Source organism: Rhodococcus sp. 105337 (assembly GCF_012844225.1).
In the GTDB taxonomy this organism is placed as follows: domain Bacteria; phylum Actinomycetota; class Actinomycetes; order Mycobacteriales; family Mycobacteriaceae; genus Rhodococcus.
Genome location: NZ_JABAGQ010000008.1, coordinates 1 through 14,210, shown reverse-complemented (window position 1 = coordinate 14,210; position 14,210 = coordinate 1). Strand labels below are relative to the sequence as shown.

The 14,210-nt window shown below is 66.7% G+C and carries 14 protein-coding genes; 10 read left to right on the top strand and 4 right to left on the bottom strand.

The window, feature by feature from the left end; all coding sequences use genetic code 11:
- Nucleotides 1–5 precede the first annotated feature (5 nt).
- From HF886_RS13750 to HF886_RS13735, 5 genes are read left to right on the top strand one after another with little or no spacing between them, the layout of a single operon-like run.
- Nucleotides 6–506, top strand: a complete 501-nt coding sequence (locus HF886_RS13750; RefSeq protein ID WP_169621600.1) for a thiamine pyrophosphate-binding protein — start codon at nucleotides 6–8, stop codon at nucleotides 504–506.
- On the top strand, nucleotides 503–1,126 hold the full coding sequence (locus HF886_RS21105) for a thiamine pyrophosphate-dependent enzyme (protein WP_240955133.1): 624 nt from the start codon (nucleotides 503–505) through the stop codon (nucleotides 1,124–1,126). Before HF886_RS13750 ends, HF886_RS21105 begins: the two co-directional genes overlap by 4 nt.
- Nucleotides 1,113–2,666: a GMC family oxidoreductase N-terminal domain-containing protein gene (locus HF886_RS21420; RefSeq protein WP_346765368.1), complete on the top strand. Its 1,554-nt coding sequence runs from the start codon at nucleotides 1,113–1,115 to the stop codon at nucleotides 2,664–2,666. Before HF886_RS21105 ends, HF886_RS21420 begins: the two co-directional genes overlap by 14 nt.
- Nucleotides 2,663–3,553: an aromatic ring-hydroxylating dioxygenase subunit alpha gene (locus HF886_RS13740; protein WP_346765367.1), complete on the top strand. Its 891-nt coding sequence runs from the start codon at nucleotides 2,663–2,665 to the stop codon at nucleotides 3,551–3,553. Before HF886_RS21420 ends, HF886_RS13740 begins: the two co-directional genes overlap by 4 nt.
- Nucleotides 3,550–5,043, top strand: a complete 1,494-nt coding sequence (locus tag HF886_RS13735) for an aldehyde dehydrogenase family protein (RefSeq protein WP_169652589.1) — start codon at nucleotides 3,550–3,552, stop codon at nucleotides 5,041–5,043. Before HF886_RS13740 ends, HF886_RS13735 begins: the two co-directional genes overlap by 4 nt.
- A gap of 46 nt (nucleotides 5,044–5,089) precedes the next feature.
- Here HF886_RS13735 and HF886_RS13730 read toward each other — a convergent pair whose 3' ends face one another.
- Entirely contained in the window at nucleotides 5,090–6,046 is a 957-nt protein-coding gene (locus HF886_RS13730) for an isopenicillin N synthase family oxygenase (RefSeq protein ID WP_169652588.1), read from the bottom strand.
- Nucleotides 6,047–6,135: 89 nt separating this feature from the next.
- Nucleotides 6,136–6,714, bottom strand: a complete 579-nt coding sequence (locus HF886_RS13725; protein ID WP_169652587.1) for a helix-turn-helix domain-containing protein — start codon at nucleotides 6,712–6,714, stop codon at nucleotides 6,136–6,138.
- Nucleotides 6,715–6,864: 150 nt separating this feature from the next.
- Here HF886_RS13725 and HF886_RS13720 point away from each other — a divergent pair, with 150 nt between their 5' ends.
- Genes HF886_RS13720 through add form a run of 5 tightly spaced genes read left to right on the top strand, consistent with a single transcriptional unit; the run spans nucleotide 6,865 to nucleotide 12,560 of the window.
- Nucleotides 6,865–8,421 carry an ABC transporter ATP-binding protein gene (locus HF886_RS13720; RefSeq protein WP_169652586.1) on the top strand — a complete coding sequence of 519 codons (1,557 nt, stop codon included), beginning with the start codon at nucleotides 6,865–6,867 and terminating at the stop codon, nucleotides 8,419–8,421.
- Nucleotides 8,418–9,497, top strand: coding sequence for an ABC transporter permease (locus HF886_RS13715; protein WP_240955131.1), 1,080 nt, complete (start codon nucleotides 8,418–8,420; stop codon nucleotides 9,495–9,497). Before HF886_RS13720 ends, HF886_RS13715 begins: the two co-directional genes overlap by 4 nt.
- A complete protein-coding gene (locus tag HF886_RS13710) occupies nucleotides 9,494–10,456 on the top strand; it encodes an ABC transporter permease (RefSeq protein ID WP_169652585.1) in 963 nt (320 codons plus the stop codon). Before HF886_RS13715 ends, HF886_RS13710 begins: the two co-directional genes overlap by 4 nt.
- A gap of 57 nt (nucleotides 10,457–10,513) precedes the next feature.
- Complete coding sequence (locus HF886_RS13705) at nucleotides 10,514–11,539, top strand: BMP family protein (protein WP_296551742.1); 1,026 nt, start codon at nucleotides 10,514–10,516, stop codon at nucleotides 11,537–11,539.
- A 4-nt stretch (nucleotides 11,540–11,543) separates the two neighbouring features.
- Nucleotides 11,544–12,560, top strand: a complete 1,017-nt coding sequence (gene add, locus HF886_RS13700; RefSeq protein WP_169652584.1) for an adenosine deaminase — start codon at nucleotides 11,544–11,546, stop codon at nucleotides 12,558–12,560.
- On the opposite strand, the gene HF886_RS13695 is transcribed toward add, so the two are convergent.
- Both HF886_RS13695 and HF886_RS13690 read right to left on the bottom strand, forming a co-directional pair.
- Nucleotides 12,557–13,129, bottom strand: a complete 573-nt coding sequence (locus tag HF886_RS13695; RefSeq protein ID WP_169652583.1) for a TetR/AcrR family transcriptional regulator — start codon at nucleotides 13,127–13,129, stop codon at nucleotides 12,557–12,559. The genes add and HF886_RS13695 overlap by 4 nt on opposite strands.
- On the bottom strand, nucleotides 13,126–13,926 hold the full coding sequence (locus HF886_RS13690) for an ABC transporter permease (RefSeq protein ID WP_169621590.1): 801 nt from the start codon (nucleotides 13,924–13,926) through the stop codon (nucleotides 13,126–13,128). Before HF886_RS13690 ends, HF886_RS13695 begins: the two co-directional genes overlap by 4 nt.
- Nucleotides 13,927–14,210 lie beyond the last annotated feature (284 nt).

Below are 14,210 nucleotides of genomic sequence, written 5' to 3'. Positions count from 1 at the left end.
CCGACATGCAGCAATCCACCGTCGACGCGGTGATCCGCGGCCTCGAGCAGGCCGGCGTGAGCACCGTCTGCTATCTACCGGATTCCCTGTTCAAAGAGTTGTACCCCGCACTCGACGCACACCCGGGGATCCGCACCATCCAGGTGACCAACGAGGGTGAAGGTGCCGCGATCTGCGGCGGAATCTTCCTCTCCGGCAAGCGAGCCGCGCTCATCATGGAGAACTCCGGACTCCGCGCCTCGGTCGAACCCCTCGCCCGGATGGGACTCGGAGCCGGCATCCCGGTCATCATGCTCATGAGCTACCGCGGCGAACTCGGCGAGAACAACTGGTGGGCCGTACCGCACGGGATCACCATGGAACCGATCCTCGACGCTCTGCGCATCCCGTACCGCATCGTGCGCGAGGAAGAAGGCATCGAGCGCGCCATCCGCGACGCATTCGAATGGTCCTACTCGGCCTACCACCATTCCGCCATCGCTCTCGGAGGAGGACTCGTCCGATGACCACCATGCGCATGACCCGATTCGAGTGCATGCAGGCACTCGCCGCCCGCCTCGAGGACGAACTGGTCATCCTCTCGCTCGGCGCCAGCGTCGACGAGTGGTACAACGCCGCTCCACACATGCGGCAGGCGAGCCTGTTCCAGCAGCAACTCGGTTGTGTGACCCCGCAGGCGTTCGGACTCGCCGTCGGCTTGCCGCACCGCAGAATCATCTCCCTCGACACCGACGGAGGCATGCTGTTCAACCTCGGCATCCTCGCCACACTGGCCAACGAGAAGCCACGCAACCTGTTCACCGTCGTGTGGGACAACGAGTGCTACCAATCCATCGGTGGCCCACCGACGCATACGGCCCGCGGCAATGTCGACATCGCGGCGATCTCTCGCGGTTGTGGAATCGAGAAGTCCTATACAGCAACGACGCTCGAGGAGTTCGACAAGCACTGTGTTGCCGGACTCGCCGCCGACGAACCCTATGTGCTCGTCGCCAAGGTCTCGAGCAGCGTGCAGCCGGGCATCAAACGCAAGCACAGCGACGGACGCGAAGACAAGTACATCTTCGTCCGCCACGTGGAGGCGACGGAGGGCATCACGATTATGGGGCCCAGTGAACACAATTGACCGGTACGACTACGTCATCGTGGGAGGCGGGTCGGCCGGGTGCGTGCTGGCCGCCCGCCTGACCGAGAGCCCGGACACCACCGTGCTGCTCGTAGAAGCCGGTCCGGACCACACCGGCGCAGCCGCGCTGGACCACCCCGGAACGTGGGCGGATCTCCTGGGGAGCGAGTACGACTGGGGGCACAGCTACGCTCCGAACCCCCTGCTCGACGGCCGTGCCGTCCTCATTCCACGCGGACGGGTGCTCGGTGGGTCGAGCAGCATCAACGCGATGCTCTGGTATCGCGGCCACCCGTCCGACTACGACGCCTGGGAGGGAGCGGGCGCGAAGGGCTGGAACTTCGCGTCCCTGCTCCCCTACTTCCGCCGGGCTGAGGACTGGGAAGGCGGAGCCACCCTGTTGCGGGGGTCCGGAGGACCGATCCGCATCACGCGCCCCTCGGATCCGCACCCCGTCGCACTCGGATTACTGGGAGCCGCAGCAGAACTCGGCATGGCTGTGCTGGACGACTGCAACGGCCCCGAGATCGAGGGCGCCGCGCTCGCGAATCTCACTGTCGACGACGACGGGCACCGCGCGAGCACCGACCGTGCGTATGTCGAACCGGTGCTGTCCCGTCCCAACCTGACGATCCGTACCGACTCGACCGTCACCGGTCTGGTGTTCGACGGTGAGCGGTGCACCGGCGTGCGCGTAGGCCGGGGCGAACACGCGACCGAGATCCACGCCGACATCGAGACCGTGCTGTGCGCCGGTGCGATCTCGAGTCCTCATCTGTTGCTCCTCTCCGGCATCGGCGATCCCGTGCAACTGCGCTCGCACGATGTGCCCGTCCGCGTTGCGCTGCCGGGGGTGGGACGCAACCTACAGGACCATCCGCTGCTCATGGGCGTGAACTTCCGCGCGCGTGAGCCACTGGGACCGGTGCGGGACAACGGCGGTGGAGCAATTCTCAACTGGCGCTCCGACGCGTCCCTCGACCTCCCCGATCTGCACGCGTTCGTCGTCCAGGGGCGCCACGCCACCCCGGAGATCGCCGAACGCTACGACGTCACCGGACACGTCTTTGCGCTCTCACCGGGGCTCATGCGTTCGTACAGCACCGGAGCGCTGACGCTTCAGTCCGCGGACCCGGGCGTGGCACCGCGCGTCGATCCGCGGTACCTGTCCGACCCGCGCGACCTGGACGCGCTCGTGTCCGGCCTCGATCGCGTCTTCGACCTCGCCGGCACCGCTGCACTCCGACCACTGATCGAGGCACCCGTGGCACCGGATCGCCGGCTCGGACGTCACGACGCCGAAGCGTTCGTGCGCGCGAGTTGTGCGACGTTCTTCCACACCGCCGGAACATGCGCCATGGGCGTCGGTCCCGATGCGGTCGTCGACCCGGACCTGCGGGTCCACGGCGTCACCGGCCTGCGAGTCGTCGATGCGTCCGTGATTCCGGTACTGCCCTCGTGCAACACCAACGCCCCCGTGATCGCGCTCGCCGAACGGGCGGCGGCCCTCATCTCCGGTACGGAAGGGAGTATCTCGTGACCCGCCCCGCAACCTCCACCATGTGCGACGACCCCGTGGTGCTCGACCAGTGGTATCCGGTGTGCTCCGAGAACGAAGTCGTCGGCACCACGGTGCGGACACGTCTGCTCGGTGCAGCGATCGAGTGCTGCATCGGCTCCGACGGCGAACCCACCGTGCTGACGGACGGCCGGCAACTACCCGTGCAGCGGCGGTTCGGTTTCGTCTGGACCACCCTGGGGACTCCCGCACGAGACGTCTTCACCATCGACGAGGCGGACGAGCCCGACCGCCGCTACGTGCCCTGCGGCTGGGTCACCATGCGCACCTCACCCGGCCGTGTCGTCGAGAACTTCCTGGACATGGCGCATTTCCCGTTCGTGCACACCGGCATCCTCGGCGGTGAGGCTGCCACCGAGGTTGCGCGCTACAAGTGGGAGATCCGCAAGGAGACGGACGAAGTGTGGGCTACGGACTGCACGTTCTTCCAACCGCAGGTCTCCGCCACGTCCGAAGGGTCCTTCGCACACCTGACATACCGTGTCCCTGCGCCGTATCAGGTGATGCTGTACCGGGTCTCACCGTCCGATCCCACCCGCCTAGACGCGATCGCACTGCTGATCCAGCCGATCGACGAAACACTCTGCCGTGCACAGCCGGTGATGTATCTCGTCGACCCGGATTCGCCGCACACCGACCTTGTGCAGTTCGAGCAGGTTATTTTCCTTCAGGACCGCATCATCGTCGAGAACCAACGTCCCCTGCTGTTGCCCCTCGATCCCCGCGACGAGATCCCTACCCGGGCCGACGCGTCGTCTGTCACCTATCGGCGCTGGCTCAAAGCCAAGGGCTTGCGCTGGGGTGCGCTGCCGTTCCGCCCCGTCCACTCCCGAGGAGCCGACTCATGACCACCGCCGTCCTGCCGCGCTACAGCGCAACCTTCCTCACCAGCGGCGACAAACGTCTACTGGTCGACGGCGAATGGGTCTCGGGATCGGGCACACCGTTCGAAACGATCGATCCTGCTACGGGAAAACCTCTCGCCGTCCTCTCCTGCGCCGGCCAGGACGAAGTGGACGCCGCCGTCATCGCTGCCCGCCGGGCGCTCAGGGAGGAATGGGCGGCACTCACCCCCTCGGCTCGAGCACGGGTGTTGTGGCGGATCGCGGAAGCGATCGACGATCATGCAGACGAACTCGCCGAGCTCGAAACCCTCGACCAGGGCAAATCCTGGGGAACGTCCCGCTTCGCGGAGATACCCTCTGCCGCGGAACAGTTCCGCTACTACGCGGGTTGGGCAACGAAGATCACCGGGACCACGGTGACACCGTCGATCACCTATCAGCCGCTGGGCAAGCAGGTCATCGCTCACACGCTCCGTGAACCGGTAGGTGTGGTGGCTGCGATCGTGCCGTGGAATTCGCCGTTGCTGATGGCTGCCATGAAACTGGCACCGGCATTGGCTGCGGGGTGCACGGTGGTACTCAAGCCGGCTGAGGACACCTCGCTCACCGCACTGCGACTGGGGGAACTGCTCGCGGAGGCGGGGCTTCCCGCCGGGACGGTGAACATCCTCACCGGCGGCGCCGAGGTGGGGCGGATGCTGGCCGAGCACCAGGGCGTGGACAAGGTGACTTTCACCGGGTCGACCGAAGTGGGCAAGAAACTCGTGACATCGGCCGGTGCGGGCCGCCTTGCGCGGCTCACCCTCGAACTCGGCGGCAAGTCGCCCGCGGTGGTGTTCGGCGATGCAGAGCTGGCGCAGACTGTGCCCGGTCTCGCTCGCGGCATCTTCGCCAACTGCGGGCAGGTATGCGTCGCAGGGTCGCGGGTATATGCCGAGCGTGCCGTCTACGAGCAGGTGGTCGACGGTCTTGCGGAGGCTGCCGCCGGACTCCGACTGGGACACGGACTCGACAGTGGTACCGACCTCGGGCCGCTGGTGAGCATGCGGCACCGGCAGACTGTGGCCGCTTACGTCGATGACGGTGTGCGCCGGGGCGCGACTGTCGTGACGGGTGGCCGCGCGGTGGGCGAGTCCGGCAGCTTTTACGAGCCGACGGTCGTAGTCGACGCCGCACCGGATCTACCCATGATGCGCGAGGAGATATTCGGGCCCGTCGTGACCGTCACCCCGTTCGACGACACCGACGAGGTGATCTCCTGGGCCAACGACACCGACTACGGTCTCGCCGCGAGCGTGTGGACAGCGGATCTCTCCCGAGCCCACCGGATGGCCGGCGCGATCCGCGCCGGCACAGTGTGGATCAACTGCCACTCGTACTTCTCCCCTGAACTGGTCAAGGGAGGCCACAAGCAGTCCGGGTGGGGGTACGAGAACGGTGCGGCAGGACTGGAGAACTACCTCGAGACCAAGACCGTGTGTCTTACCGTCTGACGATCCGGACCCGTATCCCGAACCATTCCGGATCGGGGCCGACACCTCATGACGCCTCCTTCTTGAGGTAGTCGTGCGTCGCGTCGAAACGCGAGAGCATGTACTCCCCGACCGTGATGGGCGGGTAGATCGGCTCCGCCCCCTGTTCCACGCACGTGGGGATCGCCTCGATCACCGCATGAAAATCCGGGGCCACGAAGTACGGCAGTGAATACCGGTCCTTCCCAACGGGGTTGAGCACCCGGTGGCGGGTCGACACGTATCGGTGATTGGTCCACCGCGCGATCATGTCGCCGAGGTTGACGATGAGCGCATCCGGTGGGGTGACGACATCGATCCATCCTCCCCCGCGCGCCGCGACCTGCAGCCCCCCGACATCGTCCTGTGCGAGCAGCGTCAGGGACCCGTAGTCGGTGTGGGCTCCCGCGCCGGGCGCGGTGTCCCCCTCCGGGACCGGTGGGTAGTGCAGCATGCGCAGGGAGGCGATGGGATCGGTGAACATGGGCTCGAACGCCTCGCGGGTCAGGCCGAGGGCGAGGGCGAGTCCGTGCATGAGGTGCGTGTTGATCTCGAGGCAGGCGTGCGCGTACTCGTCGGCGACGCTCTTGAATTCGGGCATGAGTGCGGCCGGCCACTGCGCCGGCCCGTGCAACGGTGTGCCCGCGACGACCTCCGGGTGGTCGGGGCCACGGTCGTAGGTGATGTCGAGCGCTTCCTTGGCATCGGCTCCGATCGCCGCGTCGAGAGTCTCGGCCTTCGGCGGGACGTATCCGCTGTGGCACGGCGACTTCGCGATAGAGATCTCCATCTTCTCCTCGAACGGCAACGAGAAGAACCGGCGCGCCTGCTCCATCGTCTCGGCGCGGAGTCCCGGCTCGAGGCCGTGTCCTGTCACGACGAAGAACCCGAGGTCGGTGCACGCGGCGTCGAGCGCGCGAACGACCGTGTGCGGGTCGCTTCCGTCACGTAACGGCCGGAGGTCGATGACGGGCAGTGCGTCCATGGGTGCTCCTGGAAAGAGGGTCGGCAAGTGATCGCTATCAGTTAATTCCTGCGATGCTGCCGTGCCGTCTCGTTCCGGTGAGGTGCGTGTTACGACGGTTCCCGCGGCGCGCCCACGCACAGCACCACCCGCGCGCGTTCCACTCCCCGGTGCTCCCACTGCATTTCGGTGCCGGCGACGGCGAACAGGCAGTCCCCTTCTTCGAGGACGACGGATTCACGGTCCCGCATTCGCACTTCGAGGCAACCATCGGTGATCACGACTACGAGGTCGTCCGGGCGGCGAAACCACCCGCTGACATCGTCCTCGGGGGCGATGACGTACTGGTACACCTCGCCGATCGCTCCGTTGCCCTGTGCAATCCACGTCGTCGGGGTGGTCGGGGCCCCGGTCACAGCCTGCGCGACGCGCCGTTCCGCCCGCACCACCAGCACGTCTCCTTCCGGTGCCGCGTCGAGAAAGTGCGACGGCGAGCACTCCAACGCATCTGCGATCTTGTACAGCGTCGCCAGCGACGGCACGTTGAGTCCTCGCTCGACCTGACTCAGGAACGCCTGGCTGATCCCGGCGCGCGTCGCCAGCGTCCGAGCGCTGAGTCCCGCCTGTCTGCGGGCAATGCGAACAGCCCGTCCGACCCGGGCAACCCGATCGTGTTCTTCCGGTGTCACATCTCCCCCTCCACGTCGCAGGTTCCGCACAAACGAAACCGTCTTCCGAACCCCGAAACACAAACGTCACGGATCGGACATGGTCTCTCAACCCGGACCCTGGATCGTCTCGCCTTAACAAATAGCGAATTACTCGGAAGGTCACACCGAATGGTGACACCAGCTTCAACATCCCGCATCACCACCGCACCGGCGGCCGAACTCTCCGGCGCCGACGACGGCGTCGTGATGCAGGGCATCGCGCGGTCGTTCGGAGACAACATCGTCCTCCGCGACGTCTCGCTGCACATTCGGCCCGGCGAGGTCTACGCACTCCTCGGCGAGAACGGTGCCGGAAAGTCCACGCTGATGCGGATTCTCACCGGACTGCTGCCTCCGGATGCGGGCACCATCACCGTCGACGACCTGTCGCTCGACGCCGGGGGCCGCGACCGCATCGCCATGGTCCACCAGCATTTCATGCTGGTCCCGTCGATGACGGTTGCCGAGAACTTCCTCCTGGGGCGCTCGCGGGGAGTTGTCGGCCGAGGACGGCTGCGCCGCACGTGTGACGAGATCTCGGCGCTGGCAGCCGAAACCGGGCTTGCCTGCGACCCGTCGGCACGCGTCGACACTCTGTCGGTGGGCGAGCAACAGCGCGTCGAGATCCTGCGCGCCCTGCACCTCGGCGCCCGCTATCTCCTGCTCGACGAACCGACCGCGAATCTCGCTCCCGCGGAGGTACATTCACTGCTGGCACAGATTCGCGATCTGGCGGTCGAGCGGGGTGTCGGAATCGTGCTCATCACGCATCACCTCGAAGAAGTGCTCGAAGCGGCAGACCGGGTGGGTGTGCTCCGCGGCGGACGGCTGGTCGCGGAGAAACCGGTCGCAGAGGTCACCACCGCCGAACTCGCCCGCGACATGGTGGGCCGCGACGTCGGACTCGGCATCCGGCGGGCCGCTTCCGAACCCTCCGGAGGACGCATGCTCGAACTCGTCGGGGTCTCGGTGCCCGGAAAGCTGGACGAGGTGACCCTGCGGGTGGGGGCCGGCCAACTCGTCGCGGTGGCCGGCGTCGAGGGCAACGGACAGTCCGCGCTCGAGGACGTGCTTTCCGGTCTTGCCACCGATCCGTCCGGTGCGGTGCGCATCGCCGACAAGGAGGTCGACATCTCCAGTCCGCGCTCGCTCCGCGACGCCGGGGTCGGCATCGTTCCGTCCGACCGCTACACCCGCGGCCTGGTGAAATCACTCGGCATCGACACGAATCTCGCGGTCGACAGCTACACCACCGCTCCCCTCGCGCGGCGATGGGGACGACTGTCGCGCAACGCCGTTCGCGACCGCGCCGAACGCATCATCGCGGCGCTCTCGGTGAAGGCCTCGAGTCCCCGCACCCTCGCGGGCACACTCTCCGGCGGTCACGCCCAGCGTGTGGTGCTCGGCCGGGTTCTCGACGGCGCTCCCGATGTGCTGGTCGTCGCCCAGCCCACGCGCGGCCTCGACGTGGGGGCCACCGAGTTCGTGTGGGACACCCTCGTCGAACACCGGGCGCGTGGTGCCGCGATCCTGCTGATCTCCTCCGACCTCGACGAGATCTGCAGCCTCGCAGACCGTGTCGTCGTCCTGTATCGCGGCCGCATCGTCGCGGAATTCGACGAGGGCCCGTTCGATCGGGAGGCTCTCGGTTCCGCGATGGGCGGATTCCAGGAAGTGGCGGCATGAGCACCGACATGCTGAGTCCGCCGACGGCGGCACCGACCCCGGACCCGGCGACGAGCTCGCGCCTGCGCGGCCTCCTGACCACCGTCGGGATCCCGTTGTTCGCAGTGGTCGTGGGTCTCGCTGTCGGCGCGGTACTGATCGTCCTCGCCGGTGGCAACCCCGGACAGGCCTACGCGACGATGCTGAACGCCGCACTCGGCGGCGACACGCAGCTCGGACGTCTGCTCACCGGCATGACACCGCTGGTGCTCATGGGCCTGGGCTACGCGATCGCCTACCGCACAGGCTTCATCACGATCGGCGCACAGGGTCATTACGACGTGGGAGCGATCACCGCTGCGGCCGTGGTCCTGAGCATTCCGCTCGGTACCTCCTGGGTGGCGATCCCCGTCGTGGCCGTCACCGCCGCCGCTGCCGGCGCCTGCATCGGCGGTATCGCCGGCGTCCTGAAATCGCGACTGGGCGTGAACGAGATCATCTCCTCGCTCATGCTCAACTACCTCGTCTTCTACGCTCTGGCCTGGGCCGTCCGCAAACCTCTCGCCAACCCCAACGGCTTCACTCCCGAATCCGAACGCATCCCCGACTGGGCGGCCCTGGCGACCATTCCGGGCACGCGCATCCACATCGGCGTGTTCGTGGCTGTCGCAGCGGTCCCGCTGGTCTGGTGGCTGATGCGCTCGACCCGATTCGGGTTCTCGTCCCAGATCGTCGGTGAGAGCCCCAGTGTGGCTGCGGCAAACGGCATCTCCGTCGCCCGGACCATCGTCACCTCCGCACTCGTCAGCGGCGCGCTCGGCGGCATCGCCGGAGCGATCATGTTGCTCGGCAGCGAGTTCCGCCTGTCGCTCGCCGTCTCCTCGGGCATCGGTTTCACCGCGATCGTGGTGGCCCTGCTCGGACGGCGAAATCCGTTCGGCATCGTCCTTGCGGCGGCCCTGGTCTCGGGCCTGACGCTCGGAAGCCAGGCCGTGCAGCGCACCCAGGAGATCCCGGCCTCGATCGGCACCGTCGTGCAGGCCGTGATGATCCTGACGGTGTTGCTCGCCAATCGAATCGTGGAGCGTGCCCGATGAACTGGTCCGACGTCCTGGGCGCCGGAGCGCTCGTCCCCCTGCTCACGGCGGCGCTGCGCCTCGCGGTGCCCATCATCCTCGCGGCTGCGGGAGCCTGCCTGGCCGAACGTTCCGGCCTCATGAACCTGGGTATCGAGGGCCAGATGATGGTCGGCGCCATCACGGCGTTCGTCACCGTCTACTACACCGGAAACCCCCTGTTCGGAGCTGCCACCGGCGCCCTCGCCGGCCTCCTGACCGCTGCGGTCGTCGGGTATCTGACGATCACCATGGCAGTCGACCAGATCATCACGGGTATCTCGGTGGTCATCCTCGGGACCGGGCTCGCGTCGTTCCTCTACCTCCAAGTTTTCGGGATCACGGGCACGCCCCCGCGCATCCAGGGCAGCACGCCCGTCGACCTGCCCGTGCTCTCGGACATTCCGGCGATCGGCCAGATCGTTTTCTCGCAGTCGCCCCTGGTCTATGCAGCACTGCTGCTGGTGGTGGCACTGTGGTGGGTGCTCTCGCGCACCGCGTTCGGGCTCTCCGTGCGCGCGGCGGGAGAGAGTCCCGAGGCTGCCGATTCGGTCGGCGTCTCGGTTCCCCGCACCCGCTGGATCACCCTTCTGATCTCCGGCGCAACAGCGGGCATGGCCGGCGCTCTCGTGATCGACGGACTCGGCTTCTTCCAGGACGGCATCACCGGCGGCCGAGGCTGGATCGCCCTCGGTGTGGTGATCCTGGCCAGGTGGAACCCGCTCGGCGCCATCGCCGGCGGCTTCATGTTCGGCCTCGTCGATGCCTTCCAGTTGCGCGTGCAAGCAGCGTCCGGTGGTCAAGCGACCTCGGTGCCGTACGAACTGTTCCAGGCGATGCCGTATGCGGTAACCCTCGTCGCCGTTGTCGTGACCACCGTGGGTTTCGCCCGCAACAACGCACCCAAGGCACTCGGCGTTCCCTTCGTTCCTGCCAGATAACTACCCCCCCCGAGACAGGCTCGTGTACACGAGTCTCCGTTCCCCTAGGAGAAACACGTGAAGAAACTGGGTACCGCTGTTGCGGTGATCGCCGCGGCCGGAGTCGCCGTTTCCGGATGCTCGTCGAGTTCGGAGTCCGGAGCATCGTCGTCGTCCGACGGCGTCGTCAAAGCCGCCATCATCACCTCAGGCCCGGTCAACGACCTCGGGTGGAACCAGGGCATGGTGGAAGGCGCCGAGAAACTCGAAGCCGAGGGACTCATCGATCTGACCGTGGTGCAGCAGGATTCGGGCGCCACCTCCGAACAGATCGCCCAGATCGTGACCGACCTCGCCGAGGACGGCCACGACCTCGTCGTGGGACACTCGTTCAACTACGGCGAGCCGATCAAGGGTGTCATCGCGGACTACCCAGACGTGTTGTTCGCCTACGCCGGCGGGTTCGGTGACATCACTGCCAACCTCGCCGACTACAGCCAACCGTTCTACGAGGGCTCCTTCCTGTCGGGCATTCTCGCCGGTGACCTGACGAAGTCCGGAATTCTGGCCGGCACAGCCGGTTTCGAGATCCCGGTGTGCAAGGCGCAGATCGAGTCGTTCGCCGACGGTGCCCGCCTGAGCTACAAGGGACCGGGCGAAATCCAGCTCCGGCCGTCCTACATCGGCGGATGGTCCGACGCTGCGGCCCAGACCCTCGAGGCTGTCAACGCGCTCGTCGACCAGGGCGCCGATCAGTTCACCACGTGCGGCGTGGACGCGGCCACGATCGAAGGTGCCAAGCAGCGCGGCGTGGGTGTCGCCGGTTACGCGATGGACCAGACGCCGCTCGCCCCCGAGAACGTCGTGTCCTCGATCGTGTGGAATCTCGACGAGGTCCTCCGCGCGATGGTGGCAGACGTCGAGTCGGGCAACATCGATCCCGCCAAGTACTACGACGTGGACTTCGCGGAGGGCGGCGTCGACGTCGCGGTGAACCCTGCGTTCGCCGACAAGATCTCCCCCGAGGCGATGGCGCTCTTCGAGGAGTACCGGGAGAAGATCAAGTCCGGCGAGTTCGAGGTCGAATACAAGGGCGGAGCGTAACCCGATGACGGTGACCCTCGAGGCAGTGCGGGCGCTGCCCAAGATCGAACTGCACCGCCACCTCGAGGGCACCGTCCGCCCCGACACGGTGCACGCACTCGCCGCAGCCAACGGCACGCCGCTGCCCGTGGACGACATGCGCACGCTCTACACGTACCGCGACCTGCGGCACTTCCTGGACGTGTACGACACGGTATGCAGCACACTCGTCTCCGCCGCGGACTTCCACCGCATCGCGTACGAATCGGTGCTCGACGCAGCAGCGACGGGAATCGTCTACACCGAAATGTTCTTCACCCCGCACGTCCACCTCTCGCGTGGAGTGCCCGCGGCCCACGTGTGGGACGGGATCACCGCGGGGTTGCGAGACGGAATCGCCGACACCGGAATCGGCGTCCGGATGATCATGGACTGCACCAAGTTTCTCGGCCCCGCACTCGCGCAGATCGAACTCGATCTGTTCACCTCACTGCCCGATCCCGACGGATTCCTCGTCGGGATCGGCGGTGACGGTATCGAAGCCGGCGTCGATGACGCCGCGTTGGCTCCGGTATTCGCCGAGGCCGCGCGGCGCGGGTTGCGCCGGACCTACCACGCCGGAGAGTTCAGCGCCCGAAGTGTCGCCGACGCGGTCCGGGTCCTCGGCTGCGAACGCGTCGATCACGGTCCGCTCGTGGTCGAGGATCCTGCGCTGGCTGCAGAGGCAGCGGACCGCGGCATCGTCTTCACGCTGTGCCCGAGTTCGGACGTCCTGATATCCCAGGTCTACCCGTCGGTGCGTGACCACTCCCTCCCGCGCATGCTCGAGGCCGGGCTGCACGTCACCGTCAACAGCGACGACCCCGCGATGCTGGGCCGCGATATCAGCGACGAGTACGTCACGGTCGTCGAAGAAGGACTGGTGACGCCGGAACAGTTGTGCGACATCGCGATCGGCTCCGTCGACGCCTGCTGGCTACCGGACGACGACAAGGCCGCGCTCCGCGCACGACTCGGTGCCGCCTGGGGCACCGCGTTCTAGCCGACCCCGTCGGGGCGTGGCCGTGCGCCGTTCAGGAACAACTCCGTGATCCGGCGTGCAACGGCAGCTCCGCCGGACTCCGTCGCGCGTGCGAGGTGAAGGAAGGCGTTCATCAAGAACTCGGGTTCCCCGGTGAGTTCGTTCCTGTCGACGGCGTCGGCAAACAGGGCGACCACCGGGTCGAGGACTTTGCGGACATAGAGTCCGGAAATCTCCTCGCGGGTCGTCTCGCCCACCTGGTCGAGGGCGTCGTAGATCCGTTGCTCGAACGTGATCGTGGACCGGTGGTGCTCGGAGGAGACAACGGCGAGCGCGGTCAGACGATCGTCCAACGGTCCGTCGCTTCCGAGCGCCTCCAGGATGTGCACGTGGAGACCTTCGATGAACTCTTGCGCCACTGCCCGGTAGAGGTCTTCCTTCCCACCGGGAAAGTGGTGGTAGATCGAGGGTTTGCGGATCCCGACGTCGTCGGCCACCCCCACGAGCGAGATGCCGGAGTAACCGGTCGCGGCGAGTTGGTCGGCGAACGCCCTCATGATCTGCGTCCGGGTATCGGTTCCGTCGATCATCGGTTCCTCCGGGCATGGTTCGACGACAGGACACAGGCAAGTGCACCCGCTACCAGGAGCGTAACGAGCACGGCGGTCGCGAGGGGCGCCGCCTCGAGGGCGGCTCCGCTTTCCAGATGGCGCGCGGTCTCCACGAGGTAGGTGATCGGGTTGATGGTGGCGACCGCACGCATCCACCCGGAAAGCTGTTCGACGGGAGCGAAGAATCCCGTGAAGAACGACATGCCGAACACTACGAGGGTGACCAGGTTGATGCTCGATGTCGAGGCTCCGCGCACGGCGAGTGCCACCGTGAACAATGCCACCGCGAGGCCGAGAACGAGCATGAGACCGAGCATGGCAACCACTCCCGGCAGCGCCCCCGGGCGGTAACCGACCAGTACGGCGCCTGCGACGGTCACGACCTGCTGGAATGCGACAACGATGAGGGTCGCGACGAGTGTCCCCGCGAGAAAAGGCGCGGACGTTCCGTGCGCCATGCGGAGCCGGTCGAGATATCCGCTCGACACGTCCTGATGGACCAGGGTGCCCGCCGCTCCGGCACCGGTCGCGACTCCGGTGACGAGAATCAGTGGCAGGAGAAAGGCGATGAAGCTACCGCCGGGCAGATAGGTCTCTCCGACGGTGCTCAACTGACCGGTGTAGACGAGCAGGAAGAACAGCGATTGTGCAAGGGGGCTGACCAACAACGCCGGGGAACGCAGCAGCGTCCGGAGCGAGCGGATCGTCGCTGCCGTGACGACCGTGATCGGGATGGCGGCCGGGGTGTGAACGGGAGATGTTGCAGTGGAGATCATTCGTGTCCTTCGAGCAGAGAAGCCGACGTGTCAGCGAGATGCGAGTGCAACGAACACATCGTCGAGAGATGTTTCCGACAGCCTGATTTCACGTACCGCTCCCGCCATGGCACCGATGTCTTCCAGGGCGGTCTCGAGCACGTTCGAATCCTCCGGCAAAGCGAGGCGAACGAGGTCTTCCGCTCGAGGCTCGGGTAAGTCCCGGGAAGTGGTGGGAATCGGCTGAGCGCATCCGGCCAGGTCCGCGGCGTGTCGCTCCCTCGCCGAGGGTGGGCCATCGCGTA

Excerpts from the sequence above, each read along its gene's own strand:
- HF886_RS13720 (WP_169652586.1), top strand. The coding sequence starts at position 6,865 with ATGGTGACACCAGCTTCAACATCCCGCATCACCACCGCACCGGCGGCC.
- HF886_RS13690 (WP_169621590.1), bottom strand. The coding sequence starts at position 13,926 with ATGATCTCCACTGCAACATCTCCCGTTCACACCCCGGCCGCCATCCCG.
- HF886_RS13730 (WP_169652588.1), bottom strand. The coding sequence starts at position 6,046 with ATGGACGCACTGCCCGTCATCGACCTCCGGCCGTTACGTGACGGAAGC.
- add (WP_169652584.1), top strand. The coding sequence starts at position 11,544 with ATGACGGTGACCCTCGAGGCAGTGCGGGCGCTGCCCAAGATCGAACTG.
- HF886_RS13735 (WP_169652589.1), top strand. The coding sequence starts at position 3,550 with ATGACCACCGCCGTCCTGCCGCGCTACAGCGCAACCTTCCTCACCAGC.
- HF886_RS21105 (WP_240955133.1), top strand. The coding sequence starts at position 503 with ATGACCACCATGCGCATGACCCGATTCGAGTGCATGCAGGCACTCGCC.
- HF886_RS13715 (WP_240955131.1), top strand. The coding sequence starts at position 8,418 with ATGAGCACCGACATGCTGAGTCCGCCGACGGCGGCACCGACCCCGGAC.
- HF886_RS13750 (WP_169621600.1), top strand. The coding sequence starts at position 6 with ATGCAGCAATCCACCGTCGACGCGGTGATCCGCGGCCTCGAGCAGGCC.
- HF886_RS13710 (WP_169652585.1), top strand. The coding sequence starts at position 9,494 with ATGAACTGGTCCGACGTCCTGGGCGCCGGAGCGCTCGTCCCCCTGCTC.
- HF886_RS13695 (WP_169652583.1), bottom strand. The coding sequence starts at position 13,129 with ATGATCGACGGAACCGATACCCGGACGCAGATCATGAGGGCGTTCGCC.